Below are 15034 nucleotides of genomic sequence, written 5' to 3' on the forward strand. Positions count from 1 at the left end.
CCGCGGGTCCGCCGACCGGGCCGGCGGCGGCGCCTGCGGCGGCACCTGCGGAGGTACGGGAAGCGGCGCTCATCGTCCGCCGCCCAGCCAGTCCAGCGCCTCGCCCGCGTCGCGGCCCTGCGCGCCGACCAGTTCGAGGAAGGCCTGCTGCAACGAGGGCGCGTCCCCCCGCACCTCGGCCAGCGGGCCGGCGGCCCGGATGCGCCCGGCGGCCAGCACGGCGACCCAGTCGCACAGCGACTCGACCAGCTCCATGACGTGGGAGGAGAAGACGACGGTGGCCCCGGAGCCGGTGTAGCGCTCCAGGACGCCGCGGATGGTCTGCGCGGAGACCGGGTCGACGCCCTCGAACGGCTCGTCCAGGAAGAGCACTTCGGGGTTGTGCAGGAGGGCGGCCGCCAGGCCGATCTTCTTCCGCATGCCCGTCGAGTAGTCCACGACCAGCTTGTGCTGCGAGCCCGTCAGGTCCAGCACGTCCAGCAGCTGCGTGGCGCGCTTGTCGACCTCGTCGCCCGGCAGCCCCCGCAGCCGGCCCATGTAGTCGAGCAGTTCGCGGCCGGACAGCCGCTCGAAGAGGCGAAGGCCCTCGGGCAGTACGCCGATCCGGGCCTTGACCGCGGCCGGGTCCTGCCAGACGTCGTGTCCGGCCACCTCGACGCGGCCCATGTCGGGGCGCAGCAGGCCGGTCACCATCGACAAAGTGGTCGTCTTGCCCGCCCCGTTGGGCCCGACCAGTCCGATGAACTGCCCGGCGGGCAGCTCCAGGTCCACGCCCGCGACCGCGATCTGGTCGCCGAAGCGCTTCCACAGGCCTTCTATACGTACGGCGGGGGCGGTGGTGACCGCCCTGTTCGCTCCTTCGGCCGCGGCCATGCGCCAGCCCTGCCTCTCACTTGCGTCCCCGTTGGTCCGTCTCACCGTACGGGCACCCCGAGAGGGCCGAGCAGTTACTTATGTCATGAGTTTCCCGGGCGTTTTCACACGTGAGCGGCGGTTCAGGCGCCCCGGCGCGGTGGTTCAGGCGCCCCGGCGCGGGCGTTCAGGCGGTCCGCCGGGCCCGCGCCGCCGCCGCGTCCCGCCCGCACGCGTACGCCAGCGCGTCGATGAGCTCCTCGGCGTCGGGCAGCCAGCGGTTGGCGGGCGTGGGCCGCATCGCCCACTGCACCGAGCCCTGCACCCCGTACCGGGTGGGCGGCGCCGCCACGTACTCGCCCTCGCCGCGCGCCTGGAGGTCCAGCGAGGCGGGCGGCCAGCCGAGCTTGCGGACGAGGTCCGGCACCTTCGCCCCGGCGCCGGGCAGCACGAAGAACAGCATCCGCCGGTCCGGGGTGCGGGCCACCGGGCCGACGGTCGACTCCAGCCGCTCCATCCGCGCGAGCGCCAGGAACCCGGCGGTCTCCGGCACGTCGAGCGCGTCGAACGTCCGCCCCGTCGGCATCAGGATCGAGGCCTGCGGGTGCTTCGACCACATCCGCCGGACCTGCACGGCGCTGCCCGTCGCCTGCCGCGCCCAGTCCTCGACGGCCGGGTGCGCGCCGGGCTGCGGGCAGCCCTCACCGCCCCCGCAGGAGCACAGTTCCCTGCCGTCACCGGCCTCCAGCCAGGTGCCGGGGAACACATCCCAGTGCCGCTCTTCCGCGTACCGCACGGCATGGTCCAGCAGCTGCTCGCCGCGCTGCTTGGGGATGGGTGCGGTCTCCGTGACTCCGATGGTCTCTTCCACGTATCTCACAACTCCCACCGTCACCCATGGTTACGGCCGTGGCCCGGCCATTGGCCGGGGCATCGATCCTGCATACGGGGCGCATCGAAGCACGGGCGGGGGCGCGTGGGAGGGCGGTGAGCGGGGCGCGGGTAGCGACAAGACGCAGAGCGGAAGATTCTCCGCCAATCCGCCGGGAAGTGATCATTCGAACGATCACCCGCGGCCACAGGGGGTTTTCATGGCAGCCAGGCCTCTCGTCGCCCGCCAGCCGAACGAACGGCTGCAGGCGCTCATCCAGGAAGCCGGGTGCTCCAACGCCGGTCTCGCCCGCCGTGTGAACATGTGCGGCGCCGAGCACGGCCTCGATCTCCGTTACGACAAGACGTCCGTGGCCCGGTGGCTGCGCGGCCAGCAGCCGCGCGGCCGGGCACCGGGAATCATCGCCGAGGCACTGGGCCGCAAGCTGGGCCGTACGGTGACCATCGACGAGATCGGCATGGCCAACGGCAAGAACCTCGCCTCCGGCGTGGGACTGCAGTTCTCCCCGACCGTCGTCGGCGCCATCGAGCAGGTCTGCGAACTGTGGCGCTCCGACGTGGGCCGGCGGGACTTCCTGGCCGGGTCGAGCGTGGCAGCCTCCGCGCTGGTCGAGCCCAGCCGCGACTGGCTGATCACGGGCGCGGACGCGCAGGTGGCCCGGGCGGGCGGCTCCCGCGTGGGCGCCTCCGACGTCGAGGCGGTCCGCGCGACCACCCAGGCGCTGGTCGACCTCGACCACCGCTTCGGCAGCGGGCACGTGCGGCCGGTCGTCGTGCACTACCTCAACAGCGTGGTCTCCGGACTGATCGGCGGCTCGTACCGGGAGCCGGTGGGGCGGGCGCTGTTCGCCGCCGTGGCCCGGCTGACCGAACTCGCCGGCTACATGGCGGTGGACACCGGCCAGCCCGGACTGGCCCAGCGCTACTACATCCAGGCCCTGCGGCTGGCCCAGGCCGCGGGCGACCGGGCGTACGGCGGCTACGTGCTGGCCGCGTCGATGAGCCACCTCGCCGCCGAACTCGGCAACCCCCGCGAGATCGCCCAACTCGCCCGGGCCGCGCAGGAGGGGACGCGCGGGCAGGTCACGCCGCGGGTGGAGGCGATGTTCTACGCGGCGGAGGCGCGGGGCCACGCGCTGATGGGCGACGCCCGGGCGACGGCCGTGCTGTCCTCGCGCGCGGTGACGGCGCTGGAGCGGGCGGAGCCGGAGTCCGGCGACGACCCGGTGTGGATCCGGCACTTCGACCAGGCGTACCTCGCCGACGAGCTCGCGCACTGCCACCGCGACCTCGGCCAGGCGGAGGCGGCCGGGCGGCAGGCGGAGACGGCGCTGCGGGCGCTGCCCGAGACCAAGGCCCGCAGGCGGGCGATCGGGCTGCTGCTGCTGGCGGCCTCGCAGGTGCAGCAGCGGGAGGTGGAGCAGGGCTGCCGGACCGCGGCGCAGGCGGCGGAGCTGCTGGGATCGCTGCGCTCCAGCCGGGGCACGGAGTACCTGGACGACTTCCGCCGACGGCTGGAGCCGTACCGGGAGGAGACCTCCGTCCGCGAGTTCACGGCCAGGCTGGAGGCGCGCGTGGCCTGAGGGAAGCGTAAGCGCTCCGCTGGAAGGCGGTGATGAAACCGCGGGCCGGTGGGGGTTGGTCGCTCCCCCAAGTTCTCGGCTGCGCTCGAACAGGGGGGACCCCCATCGCGGCGGAGCCGCATGTGTGGACAGCCCCGCGCCCCCTACGGGGCGCGGTACCACACCGGACTTCCCTAAGCCCGGGCCAGCCGCTGCGCGTCGCCGCGGCACGGGCCGGGTGGGCGGACGTGGGCCGGCGGCGGGGCCCCGCGATGAGTCCCGCCCGCCGGCCGGCGGGTGTGGGCCGGATCACGGGCCTGCCCCCGGGCGGTGGTGACCGGGTAGCGTGACCGGACGGTTCCGTAGGTTCGGCACGTCGGAGAAGGAGTCCCGGTGACGCAGAGCGGACAGGGAGGCGACCAGAGCCGCCCGGCTGAGCGCCCGGCGTACGAGGGCGCCCCGCCCGCCGGCGACCCCTGGGGCGCGCCGGCGCCCCACCCCGGGCCCGCGCAGCCGGGCCATGTGCAGCCGGGCCATGTGCTGGGCCCCGGATACGAGGGCCCCGGCGCCCCGCACGGCTACGGTTACCCGCCCCTGCCCGACGCGGCCACCCAGTACATACCCCCGGTCCCGGGCGGCCCGGCCGCCGAGGCGCCGTACCCGGCCCCGGTCCCGGGCGGCCATGCGGCCGACGCGGCGACGCAGTACATGGCCCCGGTCCCGGGCGGCCACGCCGCCGACGCCGCGACGCAGTACATCCCGCCGGTCCCGGCCGGTGGCGGCGACGACGCGGCGACCCAGTACATCCCGCCGGTCCCGGCCGACCCGGCCGCTGAGGCCGCGACGCAGTACATCCCGCCCGTCCCGGCCGATCCCGCCGCCGACTACGAGGGGCTCTTCCGCGACAGCGGCCCCGCCCAGGGCCAGACCCAGGTGCTGCCGCCCGTTCCGGCGGGCCCCGTGAGCCCGCACGCCGGGGCGCGCCCCTACAACGGGCGCCGCCCCGGAGCGCCGCAGCCCCCGCAGCAGCCGCAGCACTACGCCCCGTACGACGAGGAGCCCGCGCGCCGGATCTCGCCCGCGGTCATCGCGGCCGGCGTGTTCGCCCTGCTCGTGATCGGCCTCGGGGTCGGCTCCCTGCTGGGCGACGACGCGAAGCCGAGCAACGACGACCCCGCCGCGATCGCCTCCACCCCCGCGCCGGCGGCCTCCGCCTCGGCCTCCACGGCCGCCGACGCCCCGGTGGACCCGGCGCGCCCGCAGGCCGTCCAGCTCGACAAGCTGCTCGCGGACAGCAACGACGGCCGCGCCTCCGTCGTCAAGGCCGTCGACGACATCAAGAGCTGCAAGAACCTCGACTCCGCCGCCAAGGACCTGCGCGAGGCGGCCCGCCAGCGCGAGGGGCTGGTCACCCGGCTCCAGGAGCTGAAGATCGACAAGCTGCCCGACAACGCCCAGCTCTCCGCCGCCCTCACCAAGGCCTGGCGCGCCTCGGCGACCGCCGACAACCACTACGCGGCCTGGGCCGACGAGCTGGACGACCGGAAGAAGGACTGCAAGGACGACCGCGCCCGGCCCACCGCCCACACGGTCGACGCCACCAAGGCGAGCGCCGAGGCGACCAAGGCCAAGGAGACGGCCGCGACCCTGTGGAACCGGATCGCGACCCAGTACGGCCTGACGAAGCGGGACAAGTCCCAGCTCTGAGCCCGCACCGCGAACGCGCCGCACCGCGAACGCGCCGCCCCCGCGGGACCGGATCAGCTCGCGCGCGGCGCCTGTTCCAGCGTCTGGGTCATGTCCATCGACGGTTCGCCCGCCTGGGCCACGAGCCGGCCCGCCTGCACGACCTGGAAGCTGACCCGCCCGTTCACGATGCGCGGGTAGCCGCCGACGGCCCGCAGGTCCTGGAAGCGCCACTTGAGGTCCGGGGTGAGGCCGCCGGTCCCGACCCCGTCGGAGCGGTTCAGTGCCCGGGCGACGTCCCGCGCGGTGATCCCGTCCTTGTCGCCCAGCTGCTTCACGATCTCCGTGAAGACCGTGTACGCGATCCAGGTGGTCTGCGTGCCGGAGTCGGCGGGGTCGGCCTCGTCGTCGCCGAAGGCGTACTCGGCGACGACCTTGCGCATCGGGTCCCACAGCGGGTCCGTGGCCACCGGGTACCAACCCGTCACGTACGCGCCCTCGAACGGGCTCTCCTTGCCGCCGGTACGGTCCACCAGCGCCTGGCTGACGCTGCCGAGCACGGACGAGATCTGCGGCTTGCGCTGCGCCTGTGCCGCCGTGGAAGCGTTCGACGACGAAGAGGACGCGGAAGACGAGGACGAGGAGGACGAGGACGATGCGGCCGGCGTCGGCTGCACGGGCTCGACGCGGCGGAAGGCGTCGAGGAAGGTCTCGGTGCGCGCGCCGAGCACCGCCGCCACGCACCCCTTGCTCCGGTCCTTGCTCTTGCCCGTCTCCGCCAGCGCGGCCCGTGCCTGGACCCCGTAGTCGCCGGAGTCCTCGGCGGCGCGGATGTCGGCGGCCTCCGCCTGCCGGCCGGCCCTCAGCCCGGCGTTGAGCAGCACCGGCATGGCGTCGCCGGCGAGGGTGTCGGGGCGGACCAGGGCCACCTGCTCGCAGGCCCGGGCGAGCTGGTGCCCGGCCCCGGCCAGCAGGGCGGGCTGGCCGCCGTTGACGGGGAAGGACAGCGTGCTCTGGAACTCCTCGGCGGAGACCCCGTAGCCCCCGATGAAGGGGATGCCGGCCGCCTCCAGTGGGGCCATGAAGGCGCGCCCGTGCTGGCTGTAGGAGCCGACGACGGCCACGGCCTTCTCGGCGACGGCCTTGCGGGCACAGTCGGCGGCGCCGCTCGCGGTGTTGCGCTCGTTGCAGGTCAGGACGCGGAGCTTGCGGCCGGCCACGCCGCCCCTGCTGTTGATCCACCGTTCGTAGGCCTTGGCCATGGCGGGCATGCCGCCCATGTTGGTGGCCTTGGTGCCTTCGGGGGCGAAGGTCATGACCGTGAGCGTCTCCCCGGAGCCCCCTGTTCCTCCGGGGAGCACGCCGCACCCGGTGAGCAGACACGCGCCGGTCGCCACGGCCAGGAGAGAGCGGGAACGGAACCTCGTTGCGTGTCGCCGATCGGTCATGTGCATGCACAATTCCTCCCCAGGGGTAACGGGGGAGTGAGCCGCCCGCAACGCCGAGTGACGGGAAGGTGAATTCGCGGGGCGCCTTCGGGCCTTCCGGGGTCGTCAAGATCGTGTTTGTGGGGGAACGTACGATCGCAGGCGTGACGTTCGTCCAAGCTTCGAATAACTCTTCCCGTCGCGGCCGCCGCTCCTCCACCATGGGCGGCATGCCGCTCAACGACATGCCGTGGTGGCGCTGGCGCAGCAACGTGCGCTCGGCGTTGCACATGCTTTCCGACCCCGTCTTCCAGGAAGACACCTGGCTGGCCGGCGCCGAGGGCTACGGGGACGTGACCGACGCCGTGTACCGGCTGGTCGAGGACACCTGGCTCGACAGCTGGTCCGCCGAGAAGTACGTGGGCACGATCTTCCGGGACTCCCAGGAGGCCGCCCTCGTCGACGTCGTCGTGCTCCGCGTGCTGCGGATCCTGCACCAGGTGGGCCCGGACGCCCCCGTCTCGGCGTACCTGGAGCACCACGGCTGGCCCGAGGCGGTCCGTGCGGCGCGCGAGGCGCACGTACGGCTGGCCACGGCCGACGGGGAGGACCCGGACGACCGGCCGCGCTCGCTCGAAGTACTGCGGATCCTCACCCGCGCGGTGTGAAAGGCTGTGGGGTCATGAGCGACGACCCGCAGAAGACCTCCCAGTACGTCCTGACGCTGTCCTGCCCCGACAAGCAGGGCATCGTGCACGCCGTGTCCAGCTATCTGTTCATGACCGGGTGCAACATCGAGGACAGCCAGCAGTTCGGTGACCACGACACCGGTCTGTTCTTCATGCGGGTCCACTTCTCGGCGGAGCCGCCGGTGACCGTCGACAAGCTGCGCGCGAGCTTCGCCGCGATCGGCGACTCCTTCAAGATGGACTGGCAGATCCACCGCGCGGACGAGCGGATGCGGATCATCCTCCTGGTGTCGAAGTTCGGGCACTGCCTGAACGACCTGCTGTTCCGCTCCCGGATCGGGGCGCTGCCGGTGGAGATCGCGGCGGTGGTCTCCAACCACACCGACTTCGCCGAGCTGGTGGGCTCGTACGACATCCCCTTCCACCACATCCCGGTGACCCGGGACACCAAGGCGGAGGCGGAGGCACAGCTGCTGGAGCTGGTGCGCGCCGAGAACGTGGAGCTGGTCGTGCTGGCCCGCTACATGCAGGTGCTGTCCGACGCACTCTGCAAGGAGCTCAGCGGCCGCATCATCAACATCCACCACTCCTTCCTCCCGAGCTTCAAGGGCGCGAAGCCGTACCACCAGGCCCATGCGCGCGGTGTGAAGCTGATCGGCGCCACCGCGCACTACGTGACGGCCGACCTCGACGAGGGCCCGATCATCGAGCAGGAGGTCGAGCGGGTGGGCCACGAGGTGACCCCGGACCAGCTCGTCGCCATCGGCCGCGACGTGGAGTGCCAGGCGCTGGCCCGCGCGGTGAAGTGGCACAGCGAGCACCGCGTCCTGCTCAACGGCACCCGCACGGTCGTCTTCGCGTAACCGCACCCCGCTTCCCCGGACCGGGGAGGGCGCCGCTCACAGGTGCGCGGCGGCCTGCCCGGTCGTGCGCGGCGAACTGCCTGGTCCGAGGTCACAGCCGGCTCAGCGCCGCCGCCGCGTACAGCACGTCCCGGATGGCCTCGCGGTCGCCGTGCTGGCCGGCGGCCGCCTCGTCCGGGACGATGTGGCCCGCGGCGAGCTGGCAGAACTCCAGCCCGTCCAGCGCGATCTCCGCGACCGTCCGGTCGGCGGAGGTGGCCGCCGCCGGGGAGTCCAGGGCGATGTCCTAGCTGCCGCCGCCCGCGCCCTCGATCTCCAGGTGCAGCGTCCGGCCCGGCGTTCCCGCCTCGACCAGGTCGCGGGCCGGGGCGGCGAGGCCCTTGCGGCGGCGTACGGCGAGCACCGTGGGCAGCAGCCGGGCCGCCAGGTCGATCATCCGGTGCAGGTGGGCGCCGGAGGGCGGCTCGTACGGATAGTCCACCGCCTCCGCGATGTCCCAGGCGTGCACCCAGCACTCGAAGGCCCGTTCCAGGAACGCGTCGCCCAGCGGCAGCGAGAAGTCGCCGTACCCGACGGACAGGTCGGCCACGCCCAGGCCCGCGAACGACACCGTCCGCACCAGCGTGTGGCCCTGGCTCCGCCACGGCTCGCGCACCTGCCGGGTCACCGGGTACGGGGTGGCGGCCCAGAACCGCTCGGTACGGGCGGTCGGGTCGGTGCCCGCGTGCGCGCCCAGGGGATCCTCCAGGCCCAGCGCGGTCGCGATCAGCCCGTCCACGGTCAGCAGGTGGCCGATCACCCCCGCCACCGTCGTCCGGCGCGAGGTGCGCCGCTCCTCCTCGAACCATTTCAGCCGGACCGGGGTGTGCCACTCCGAGTCGCCGAAGTCCTGGAGCAGCGCGTCCAGCCGGGCCGTCTCGGTGTCGTACGGCGTCGCCCACACCGGCACCGGGATCCGGGCCGGCCGCTTGCCCAGGCAGTCCTCCAGCACCCGCGAGCGCAGCAGCGGCGTCAGGTCGAGGTTCTCCTCGGGATGCAGGAGCCCGACCGCGTCGCGCAGCCGCAGCGCCTCCTCGGCGCACGGAGCGCACTCGGTCAGGTGGTCCTCGACGGCCTGGGTCTCCTCCGCCGAGCAGGCGGACAGCGCCCACGCGCCCAGCAGGGACTTCAGTACGTCGTGCGAGGGCGGCGGCGAGGCCGGGGCCGCGGCCGGCGGTGGCAGCAGCCGTTCGGCGGGAGCGGGTGCGGGTGCGGGAGCCGGCGCCGGCGCGGGGGCCGGAGCGGGCAGCACGTCCCAGTCGTCCGCCGCGGCGCGCGGACCCGGTATCCGGGCGCCCCGGCCGGGCACCGGCGATCCGTCCTCGTCGGGGGAATCAGGGAACTCCACGGAGTCGCTCATCGGGTACTTCCGTATCCGGGTGGAGACGCGTCCTCGCGCGGGAGGACATTGGCGGTCGACAGCAGCTGGAGTCCGAGCCGCAGCCGGCGGCGGGCCTCGTCCTCGCTGATCTGGAGGTCGGCGGCCGCCTGGCGGTAGTCGCGCCGCTTGAAGTACGCCAGTTCCAGCGCGGCCCGCAGCGGCGCCGGCATGGACGTGACGATGAAGTCCGCGCGGGCGGCGGCGTTGGCGCTGGCGACCTTGCGCTCCAGCTCCTCGCGGGAGCCGCGCCCCAGTTCGGCCTGGCGCAGCCGGGCCACCGCCTGCCCCTGGGTGATCCGGGCCACCCAGGACCGCATGGAGCCCTGCTTGGGGTCGTAGGCGTCCGGGTTCTCCCAGATGTAGCCGAACACCTCGCGGGTGATCCGGTCGGCGGCCTTCTCGTCGCCCAGCACCCGGTGCGCCAGGCTGTGCACGAGCGAGGCGAAACGGTCGTAGAGCTCCCCGAGCGCGGCAGCCTCGCCGCGGGCGAGCCGCTGCTGCATGCGGCGGTCCCAGCGGGGTGGTGCGTCCTTGGACATCGTGCCCCCAGCCATGTGTCGACTCATCGAATGTAGTGGGCACATGGCGGTCCGCGCCTGTTTTGGCAGAACGTCCCCTGGAAGGGGGTCAGGCTGCTAGCGCCGGTACGGGTACCGGTACCGGCGCCGGGCCGCCGTGCTCCCCGTCGCGCTCCTCGTGCGCGGGTTCGATGCGGCACCTGCTTGACCGCATTCCTTAACGTGCGCGCCACCGAGGCCGTACGCTTCCGCCTGTCTTGATCTGAACCCCACCGCACACGTGAAGGCGGAACGCCGAATATGGACAGCGCAGAGTACGAGCGCAAGATCGCCGCCCGATTCGCCACCTTCGACCAGGACGGCAACGGCTATATCGACCGGGAGGACTTCAGCGCCGCCGCCCGCGCGGTGCTGGCCGAATTCGGTACCACCGCACGCTCGGAGCACGGGCAGTCCGTCTTCGCCGGCGCCGAGGCCTTCTGGCAGGGCATGGCCGGCATCGCGGACGTGGACGGCGACCAGCGCGTCACCCGCGAGGAGTTCATCACCGGTGCCGCCAAGCGGCTGCGCGACAGCCCCCACCGCTTCGCCGAGATCGCCCGGCCGTTCCTGCACGCCGTGATCGCGGTCGCCTGGGACGGCGCGGGCGCCGGCCCGACCCGGGAGGCCGCCGCGCGCGTGCTGCGGGTGCTGGGGACGGCCGCGGAGCTGGCCGAGGAGGTGGCGCGGGTGCTGGACGCCGACGGGGACGGCCGGATCTCGGAGGAGGAGATCCTGGCCGCGTTCGCGGGGTACTGCGGGGTCGAGGCGCCGGACGCCTGACCGGTGCCTGCGCGCGTCAGCTGAACTGCTCGCGGAGTTTGTACTTCAGCACCTTGCGCAGGGTGTCGTTGCGGGGGAGGGCCTCGACCAGCTCCAGCTGTTCGGGCAGCTTGTGGGTGGCCAGGCCCTCGGCCCGCAGGTACGCCGTGACCTCGGGCAGGGTCAGCGGCGCGGCCCCGGCGGGCTGTTCGACCACGGCGCACACGCGTTCGCCGCGCTCGGGGTCGGGCAGGCCGATGACGGCGGCGTCGCCGACGCCCGGGAGCCGGTGCAGCAGGTCCTCGATCTCCTTCGCCGAGATGTTCTCGCCCTTGCGGATGATCACGTCCTTGCTGCGGCCGGTCAGCACCAGGTAGCCGTCCTCGGTGAGGTGGCCGAGGTCGCCGGTGACCAGGTAGCCGTCGGCGTCGAAGGCGCCCCCGCTCCGCCCGGTGCCGAGGTAGCCCTGGCAGACCGCCTCGCCGCGCAGCCGGACCTCGCCGTCGGTGCCGGCCGGCAGGGGTTTGCCGTCGGCGTCGGTGATGCGGATCGACATGCCCGCGGGCGGGCGGCCCTCGGTGGTCGCCAGGTGCTCGGCGGTGTCCTCGGGGTCGCCCATGGTGATCATCGGGACCTCGGTCATGCCGTAGCCGTGGGTGAGCCGGCAGCCCAGCTCGCGCACCACCGCGTGGTAGATCTCGGGCGGCTTGGGCGCCCCGCCGCCCGCCAGCAGCCGGAGCGTGGGGAGGACCGGCTCGCCGGGGTTCTTGCGCTGCTCGGCGAGGAACATCGAGTAGAAGGCGGTGGAGCCGCCCGCGATGGTGACCCCGTGCCGGCGGTAGGCCGGCAGCGCGTCGGGCATCGCGAACTTCTCGAAGAGCACGGCCGGGATGCCGTACAGCAGCAGCATCACGGTGTAGTCGGGCCCCGCGATGTGCGCGTACGGGAAGGCCATCGAGCCCACGTCGGCGGGGGTCAGGCGCAGGGCGTGGGCGAGGCAGGAGCCGCCCGCGATCAGTGAGCGGTCGGTGTGCAGGACGCCCTTGGGGTCGGAGGTGGTCCCGGAGGTCCAGTAGATCCACCGTACGGCGGTCCCGTCGGCCGGCGGCGCGGGCAGCACCGCCGGGTCGCCGTCGGGCAGGGCCGCGTCGTCGTGGACCTCGAAGACGCCGCGGGCGCCGAGGCGGCGGGCCATCCCGGTGTGGTCGAAGCCGCGCCAGGTTCCGGGGACGGCGAAGTGCTCGGCCCGCGAGGCGCGCAGCGCGAAGCCGACCTCGCGGTCCCGGTAGAAGGGGATGACCGGGGACTGGACGGCGCCGATCCGGGCCAGGGCGGCGCAGAGCAGGACCGTGTCGATGCGGGTGGGCAGCTGCCAGGCGACGACCGTGCCCGGGCGTATCCCCCTCCCGTGCAGGCCGGCGGCCACCCGTTCCGCGCGGTCGTGCAGCTCCCCGAAGCTGAGCGTCCGGCCGGTCTCGGCCTGCACCAGGGCCGGGGCGTGCGGGGTGAGCGCGGCCCGGCGGGCGATCAGCTCCCACAGGGTGGCGGCCTGGTCGAGGTGGTGCGCGGTGTCGCCGTCGTCCGTCATGCCCGGCCTCCGTCCGAACGCAAGCTGACGTCTCGTCAGATCAGTGGCAGAGCGTAGGGCCGGAGCGCTTTACGGTCCAGGGTGCGCGGGGCTAGGTTATTTCTGACGGGTCATCAGATACGTGTCCGGACGGCTCATCGGATGCGCCGGACGGCTCATCGGATCCGCCGTCGGGCACGCCAGACGCACCGGACACACCGGACACACCAGACGCACCGGACACGGCCGTGACCGGACACCGCGAGGGGACTGGACTGCATGGAACTGCCTCGGATCATCAGCGTCGACGACCACGTGATCGAGCCGGCCCACCTCTTCGACCGCTGGCTGCCCGCCAAGTACCGCGACCGCGGCCCGCAGGCGGTCACCGCGGGGATCGGCGAGCTCGTCTACACGGGCGGCAAGTACGTCATCTCCATGGACCCCGACGGCCCGCCCACCGACTGGTGGATCTACGAGGACCTCAAGTTCCCGTACAAGCGCAACATCGCCGCCGTCGGCTTCGACCGCGACGACATGACCCTGGAGGGCATCACCCGGGAGGAGATGCGGCGCGGCTGCTGGGACCCGGCCGCCCGGCTGGCGGACATGGACCTCAACCACGTCGAGGCCTCCCTGTGCTTCCCGACCTTCCCGCGCTTCTGCGGCCAGACCTTCGCCGAGGCCCACGACAAGGAGGTCGCCCTGGCGTGCGTGCGCGCGTACAACGACTGGATGGTCGAGGAGTGGTGCGGCGACAGCGGCGGCCGGCTGATCCCGCTGTGCATCATCCCGCTGTGGGACATCGACCTGGCGGTCGCCGAGATCCGCCGCAACGCCGCCCGCGGGGTGCGGGCGGTGACCTTCTCCGAGATCCCGACCTACCTGGGCCTGCCCTCGATCCACTCCGGCTACTGGGACCCCTTCTTCGCCGTCTGCCAGGAGACCGGGACGGTGGTCAACATGCACATCGGGTCCAGCTCCCAGATGCCCGCCGCCTCCCCCGACGCCCCGCCCGCCGTCCAGGCCTCGCTCAGCTTCAACAACGCGATGGCCTCGATGATGGACTTCCTCTTCAGCGGGGTCCTCGTGAAGTTCCCCGCGCTCAAGCTCGCCTACAGCGAGGGCCAGATGGGCTGGATCCCGTACGCCCTGGAGCGCGCCGACGACGTGTGGCGCGAGCACCGGGCGTGGGGCGGGGTCCGCGACCTGATCCCCGAGCCGCCGTCCACGTACTACTACCGGCAGATCTTCTGCTGCTTCTTCCGCGACCGGCACGGCATCGAGGCCATCGACATCGTCGGCCGCGACAACGCCACCTTCGAGACCGACTACCCGCACGTGGACTCCACCTTCCCGCACACCAAGCAGATCGCCCTCGACCACGTGAAGGGCCTGGACGAGGAGACGGTCCACAAGCTGATGCGCGGCAACGCGATCCGCATGCTCGGCCTGGACCTCGCCTGATGGACCTCACGTACACGGAGGAGGAAGAGGACTTCCGCGCCCGGCTGCGCGGCTGGCTCGCCGGCGTCCTGCCCGCGCTGCCGCCGAAGCCGGCGCCCGACGACTGGCCCGGCCGGCGCGCCTACGACGCCGGCTGGCAGCGGGCGCTGCACGACGCCGGGTACGCCGGCGTGCACTGGGACGCCTCCCCGACGCTGCGGCTGATCTTCCTGGAGGAGACCGAACGGGCCGGCGCACCCTACGTCGGCGCCAACTTCGTCGGCCTGCTGCACGCCGGCCCCACCATCGCCGCCGAGGGCACCCCGCAGCAGCGCGAACGCTGGCTCCCGCCGATCCTGCGCGGCGACGAGATCTGGTGCCAGGGCTTCAGCGAGCCCGACGCCGGCTCCGACCTGGCCTCCCTGCGGACCCGCGCGGTGCGCGACGGCGACGCGTACGTGGTCACCGGGTCGAAGATCTGGACCTCGCACGCCGAGGTCGCCGACTGGTGCGAGCTGCTGGTGCGCACCGATCCGCAGGCGCCCCGGCACCGGGGCATCTCGTGGCTGGCGATGCCGATGGACGCGCCCGGGGTGACCGTACGGCCGCTGCGGACGCTGGCCGGGTCGGCGGAGTTCGCCGAGATGTTCCTCGACGAGGTGCGGGTGCCCGTCGCCAACCGGGTCGGCGCGGAGAACGACGGCTGGCGCGTGACGATGGTGACGCTGTCCTTCGAGCGCGGCACGGCCTTCGTCGGCGAGGTGGTGGCCTGCCGGCGGGTGCTGGCCGAGCTGGCGCACCGGGCCCGGCGCAGCGGGCGGTGGGACGACCCGGTGCTGCGGCGCAGGCTGGGGCGGCTGTCGGCGGAGTTCGCCGCGCTGTGGCGGCTGACCCAGTGGAACGTGAGCGAGGCGCAGGGCGCGGGCGGGGTCCCGGGCGTGGGCGGCTCGGTGTTCAAGCTGCGCTACTCGCAGGCCCGGCAGGAGCTGTACGAGGCGGCGGCGCAGGTGCTGGGGGCGCAGGCGCTGGTCCTGGACGAGCCGTGGGTGGCGGACCGGCTGTCCTCGCTGTCGTACACGATCGCGGCCGGCACCTCGCAGATCCAGCAGAACATCGTGGCCGAGCGGATCCTCGGCCTCCCGAAGGGCGGGTGAGGCGGCCGTGGACTTCCAGCCGACGGAGGACCAGCGGGCCCTGCGGGCCGGCGTACGGGAACTGCTCGGCCGGCGCTTCGGGCGGGACGCGCTGCGGGCAGCGGTGGACGGCGCTGCGGCGGCGGACGGCGGTGCGGCGGTGGGCGGCGCTGCGGCAG

General features: G+C 73.4%; 12 protein-coding genes and 2 pseudogenes. 8 read left to right on the forward strand and 6 right to left on the reverse strand.

Annotated features, from left to right (window positions below; all coding sequences use genetic code 11):
• Positions 1 to 69 precede the first annotated feature (69 nt).
• Both GPJ59_RS22925 and GPJ59_RS22930 read right to left on the reverse strand, forming a co-directional pair.
• The gene (locus tag GPJ59_RS22925; protein WP_219669374.1) at positions 70 to 873 is read right to left on the reverse strand and encodes an ABC transporter ATP-binding protein; all 804 of its coding nucleotides are present in this window, start codon (positions 871 to 873) and stop codon (positions 70 to 72) included.
• Positions 874 to 1039: 166 nt separating this feature from the next.
• Entirely contained in the window at positions 1040 to 1723 is a 684-nt protein-coding gene (locus tag GPJ59_RS22930; RefSeq protein WP_219669403.1) for a bifunctional DNA primase/polymerase, read from the reverse strand.
• A gap of 220 nt (positions 1724 to 1943) precedes the next feature.
• Here GPJ59_RS22930 and GPJ59_RS22935 point away from each other — a divergent pair, with 220 nt between their 5' ends.
• Positions 1944 to 3326, forward strand: a complete 1383-nt coding sequence (locus tag GPJ59_RS22935; protein ID WP_219669376.1) for a transcriptional regulator — start codon at positions 1944 to 1946, stop codon at positions 3324 to 3326.
• Positions 3327 to 3698: 372 nt separating this feature from the next.
• Entirely contained in the window at positions 3699 to 5012 is a 1314-nt protein-coding gene (locus tag GPJ59_RS22940; RefSeq protein ID WP_219669378.1) for a hypothetical protein, read from the forward strand.
• Between the two features lie 53 nt (positions 5013 to 5065).
• Here GPJ59_RS22940 and GPJ59_RS22945 read toward each other — a convergent pair whose 3' ends face one another.
• Positions 5066 to 6439 (reverse strand): ABC transporter substrate-binding protein, encoded by a 1374-nt coding sequence (locus GPJ59_RS22945; RefSeq protein ID WP_219669405.1) that lies wholly within the window; start codon positions 6437 to 6439, stop codon positions 5066 to 5068.
• Positions 6440 to 6639: 200 nt separating this feature from the next.
• On the opposite strand from GPJ59_RS22945, the gene GPJ59_RS22950 reads away from it, so the two are divergent.
• Positions 6640 to 7086, forward strand: coding sequence for an SCO4402 family protein (locus GPJ59_RS22950; RefSeq protein ID WP_219669407.1), 447 nt, complete (start codon positions 6640 to 6642; stop codon positions 7084 to 7086).
• A gap of 14 nt (positions 7087 to 7100) precedes the next feature.
• Positions 7101 to 7970: a formyltetrahydrofolate deformylase gene (gene purU, locus GPJ59_RS22955; protein WP_219669387.1), complete on the forward strand. Its 870-nt coding sequence runs from the start codon at positions 7101 to 7103 to the stop codon at positions 7968 to 7970.
• Between the two features lie 91 nt (positions 7971 to 8061).
• Here the strand turns inward: purU and GPJ59_RS22960 are convergent.
• Both GPJ59_RS22960 and GPJ59_RS22965 read right to left on the reverse strand, forming a co-directional pair.
• Positions 8062 to 9369: pseudogene (locus GPJ59_RS22960) on the reverse strand (zf-HC2 domain-containing protein).
• Positions 9366 to 9929: a sigma factor gene (locus tag GPJ59_RS22965; protein ID WP_219669409.1), complete on the reverse strand. Its 564-nt coding sequence runs from the start codon at positions 9927 to 9929 to the stop codon at positions 9366 to 9368. The pseudogene GPJ59_RS22960 and the gene GPJ59_RS22965 overlap by 4 nt, the downstream one beginning before the upstream one ends.
• Positions 9930 to 10208: 279 nt before the next feature.
• Here GPJ59_RS22965 and GPJ59_RS22970 point away from each other — a divergent pair, with 279 nt between their 5' ends.
• On the forward strand, positions 10209 to 10730 hold the full coding sequence (locus GPJ59_RS22970) for an EF-hand domain-containing protein (RefSeq protein WP_219669389.1): 522 nt from the start codon (positions 10209 to 10211) through the stop codon (positions 10728 to 10730).
• Positions 10731 to 10746: 16 nt separating this feature from the next.
• Here GPJ59_RS22970 and GPJ59_RS22975 read toward each other — a convergent pair whose 3' ends face one another.
• Positions 10747 to 12297: a class I adenylate-forming enzyme family protein gene (locus tag GPJ59_RS22975; RefSeq protein WP_219669391.1), complete on the reverse strand. Its 1551-nt coding sequence runs from the start codon at positions 12295 to 12297 to the stop codon at positions 10747 to 10749.
• Between the two features lie 258 nt (positions 12298 to 12555).
• Between GPJ59_RS22975 and GPJ59_RS22980 the strand changes: the two genes are divergently transcribed.
• From GPJ59_RS22980 to GPJ59_RS37695, 3 genes and pseudogenes are all read left to right on the forward strand, one after another.
• Positions 12556 to 13743 (forward strand): amidohydrolase family protein, encoded by a 1188-nt coding sequence (locus GPJ59_RS22980; protein WP_219669393.1) that lies wholly within the window; start codon positions 12556 to 12558, stop codon positions 13741 to 13743.
• Positions 13743 to 14876 carry an acyl-CoA dehydrogenase family protein gene (locus GPJ59_RS22985; protein WP_219669401.1) on the forward strand — a complete coding sequence of 378 codons (1134 nt, stop codon included), beginning with the start codon at positions 13743 to 13745 and terminating at the stop codon, positions 14874 to 14876. The genes GPJ59_RS22980 and GPJ59_RS22985 overlap by 1 nt, the downstream gene beginning before the upstream one ends.
• Positions 14877 to 14883: 7 nt before the next feature.
• A pseudogene (locus GPJ59_RS37695) lies at positions 14884 to 15034 on the forward strand (acyl-CoA dehydrogenase); the annotation flags it as partial.

Source organism: Streptomyces bambusae (assembly GCF_019400985.1).
Classification (GTDB): Bacteria; Actinomycetota; Actinomycetes; order Streptomycetales; family Streptomycetaceae; genus Streptomyces; species Streptomyces bambusae_A.

Bases quoted from the DNA above. Each gene is read 5' to 3' on its own strand.
- GPJ59_RS22945 (WP_219669405.1), bottom strand. From the start codon at position 6,439: ATGACCGATCGGCGACACGCAACGAGGTTCCGTTCCCGCTCTCTCCTG.
- GPJ59_RS22980 (WP_219669393.1), top strand. From the start codon at position 12,556: ATGGAACTGCCTCGGATCATCAGCGTCGACGACCACGTGATCGAGCCG.
- GPJ59_RS22925 (WP_219669374.1), bottom strand. From the start codon at position 873: ATGGCCGCGGCCGAAGGAGCGAACAGGGCGGTCACCACCGCCCCCGCC.
- GPJ59_RS22985 (WP_219669401.1), top strand. From the start codon at position 13,743: ATGGACCTCACGTACACGGAGGAGGAAGAGGACTTCCGCGCCCGGCTG.
- GPJ59_RS22935 (WP_219669376.1), top strand. From the start codon at position 1,944: ATGGCAGCCAGGCCTCTCGTCGCCCGCCAGCCGAACGAACGGCTGCAG.
- GPJ59_RS22965 (WP_219669409.1), bottom strand. From the start codon at position 9,929: ATGTCCAAGGACGCACCACCCCGCTGGGACCGCCGCATGCAGCAGCGG.
- purU (WP_219669387.1), top strand. From the start codon at position 7,101: ATGAGCGACGACCCGCAGAAGACCTCCCAGTACGTCCTGACGCTGTCC.
- GPJ59_RS22975 (WP_219669391.1), bottom strand. From the start codon at position 12,297: ATGACGGACGACGGCGACACCGCGCACCACCTCGACCAGGCCGCCACC.
- GPJ59_RS22950 (WP_219669407.1), top strand. From the start codon at position 6,640: ATGGGCGGCATGCCGCTCAACGACATGCCGTGGTGGCGCTGGCGCAGC.
- GPJ59_RS22970 (WP_219669389.1), top strand. From the start codon at position 10,209: ATGGACAGCGCAGAGTACGAGCGCAAGATCGCCGCCCGATTCGCCACC.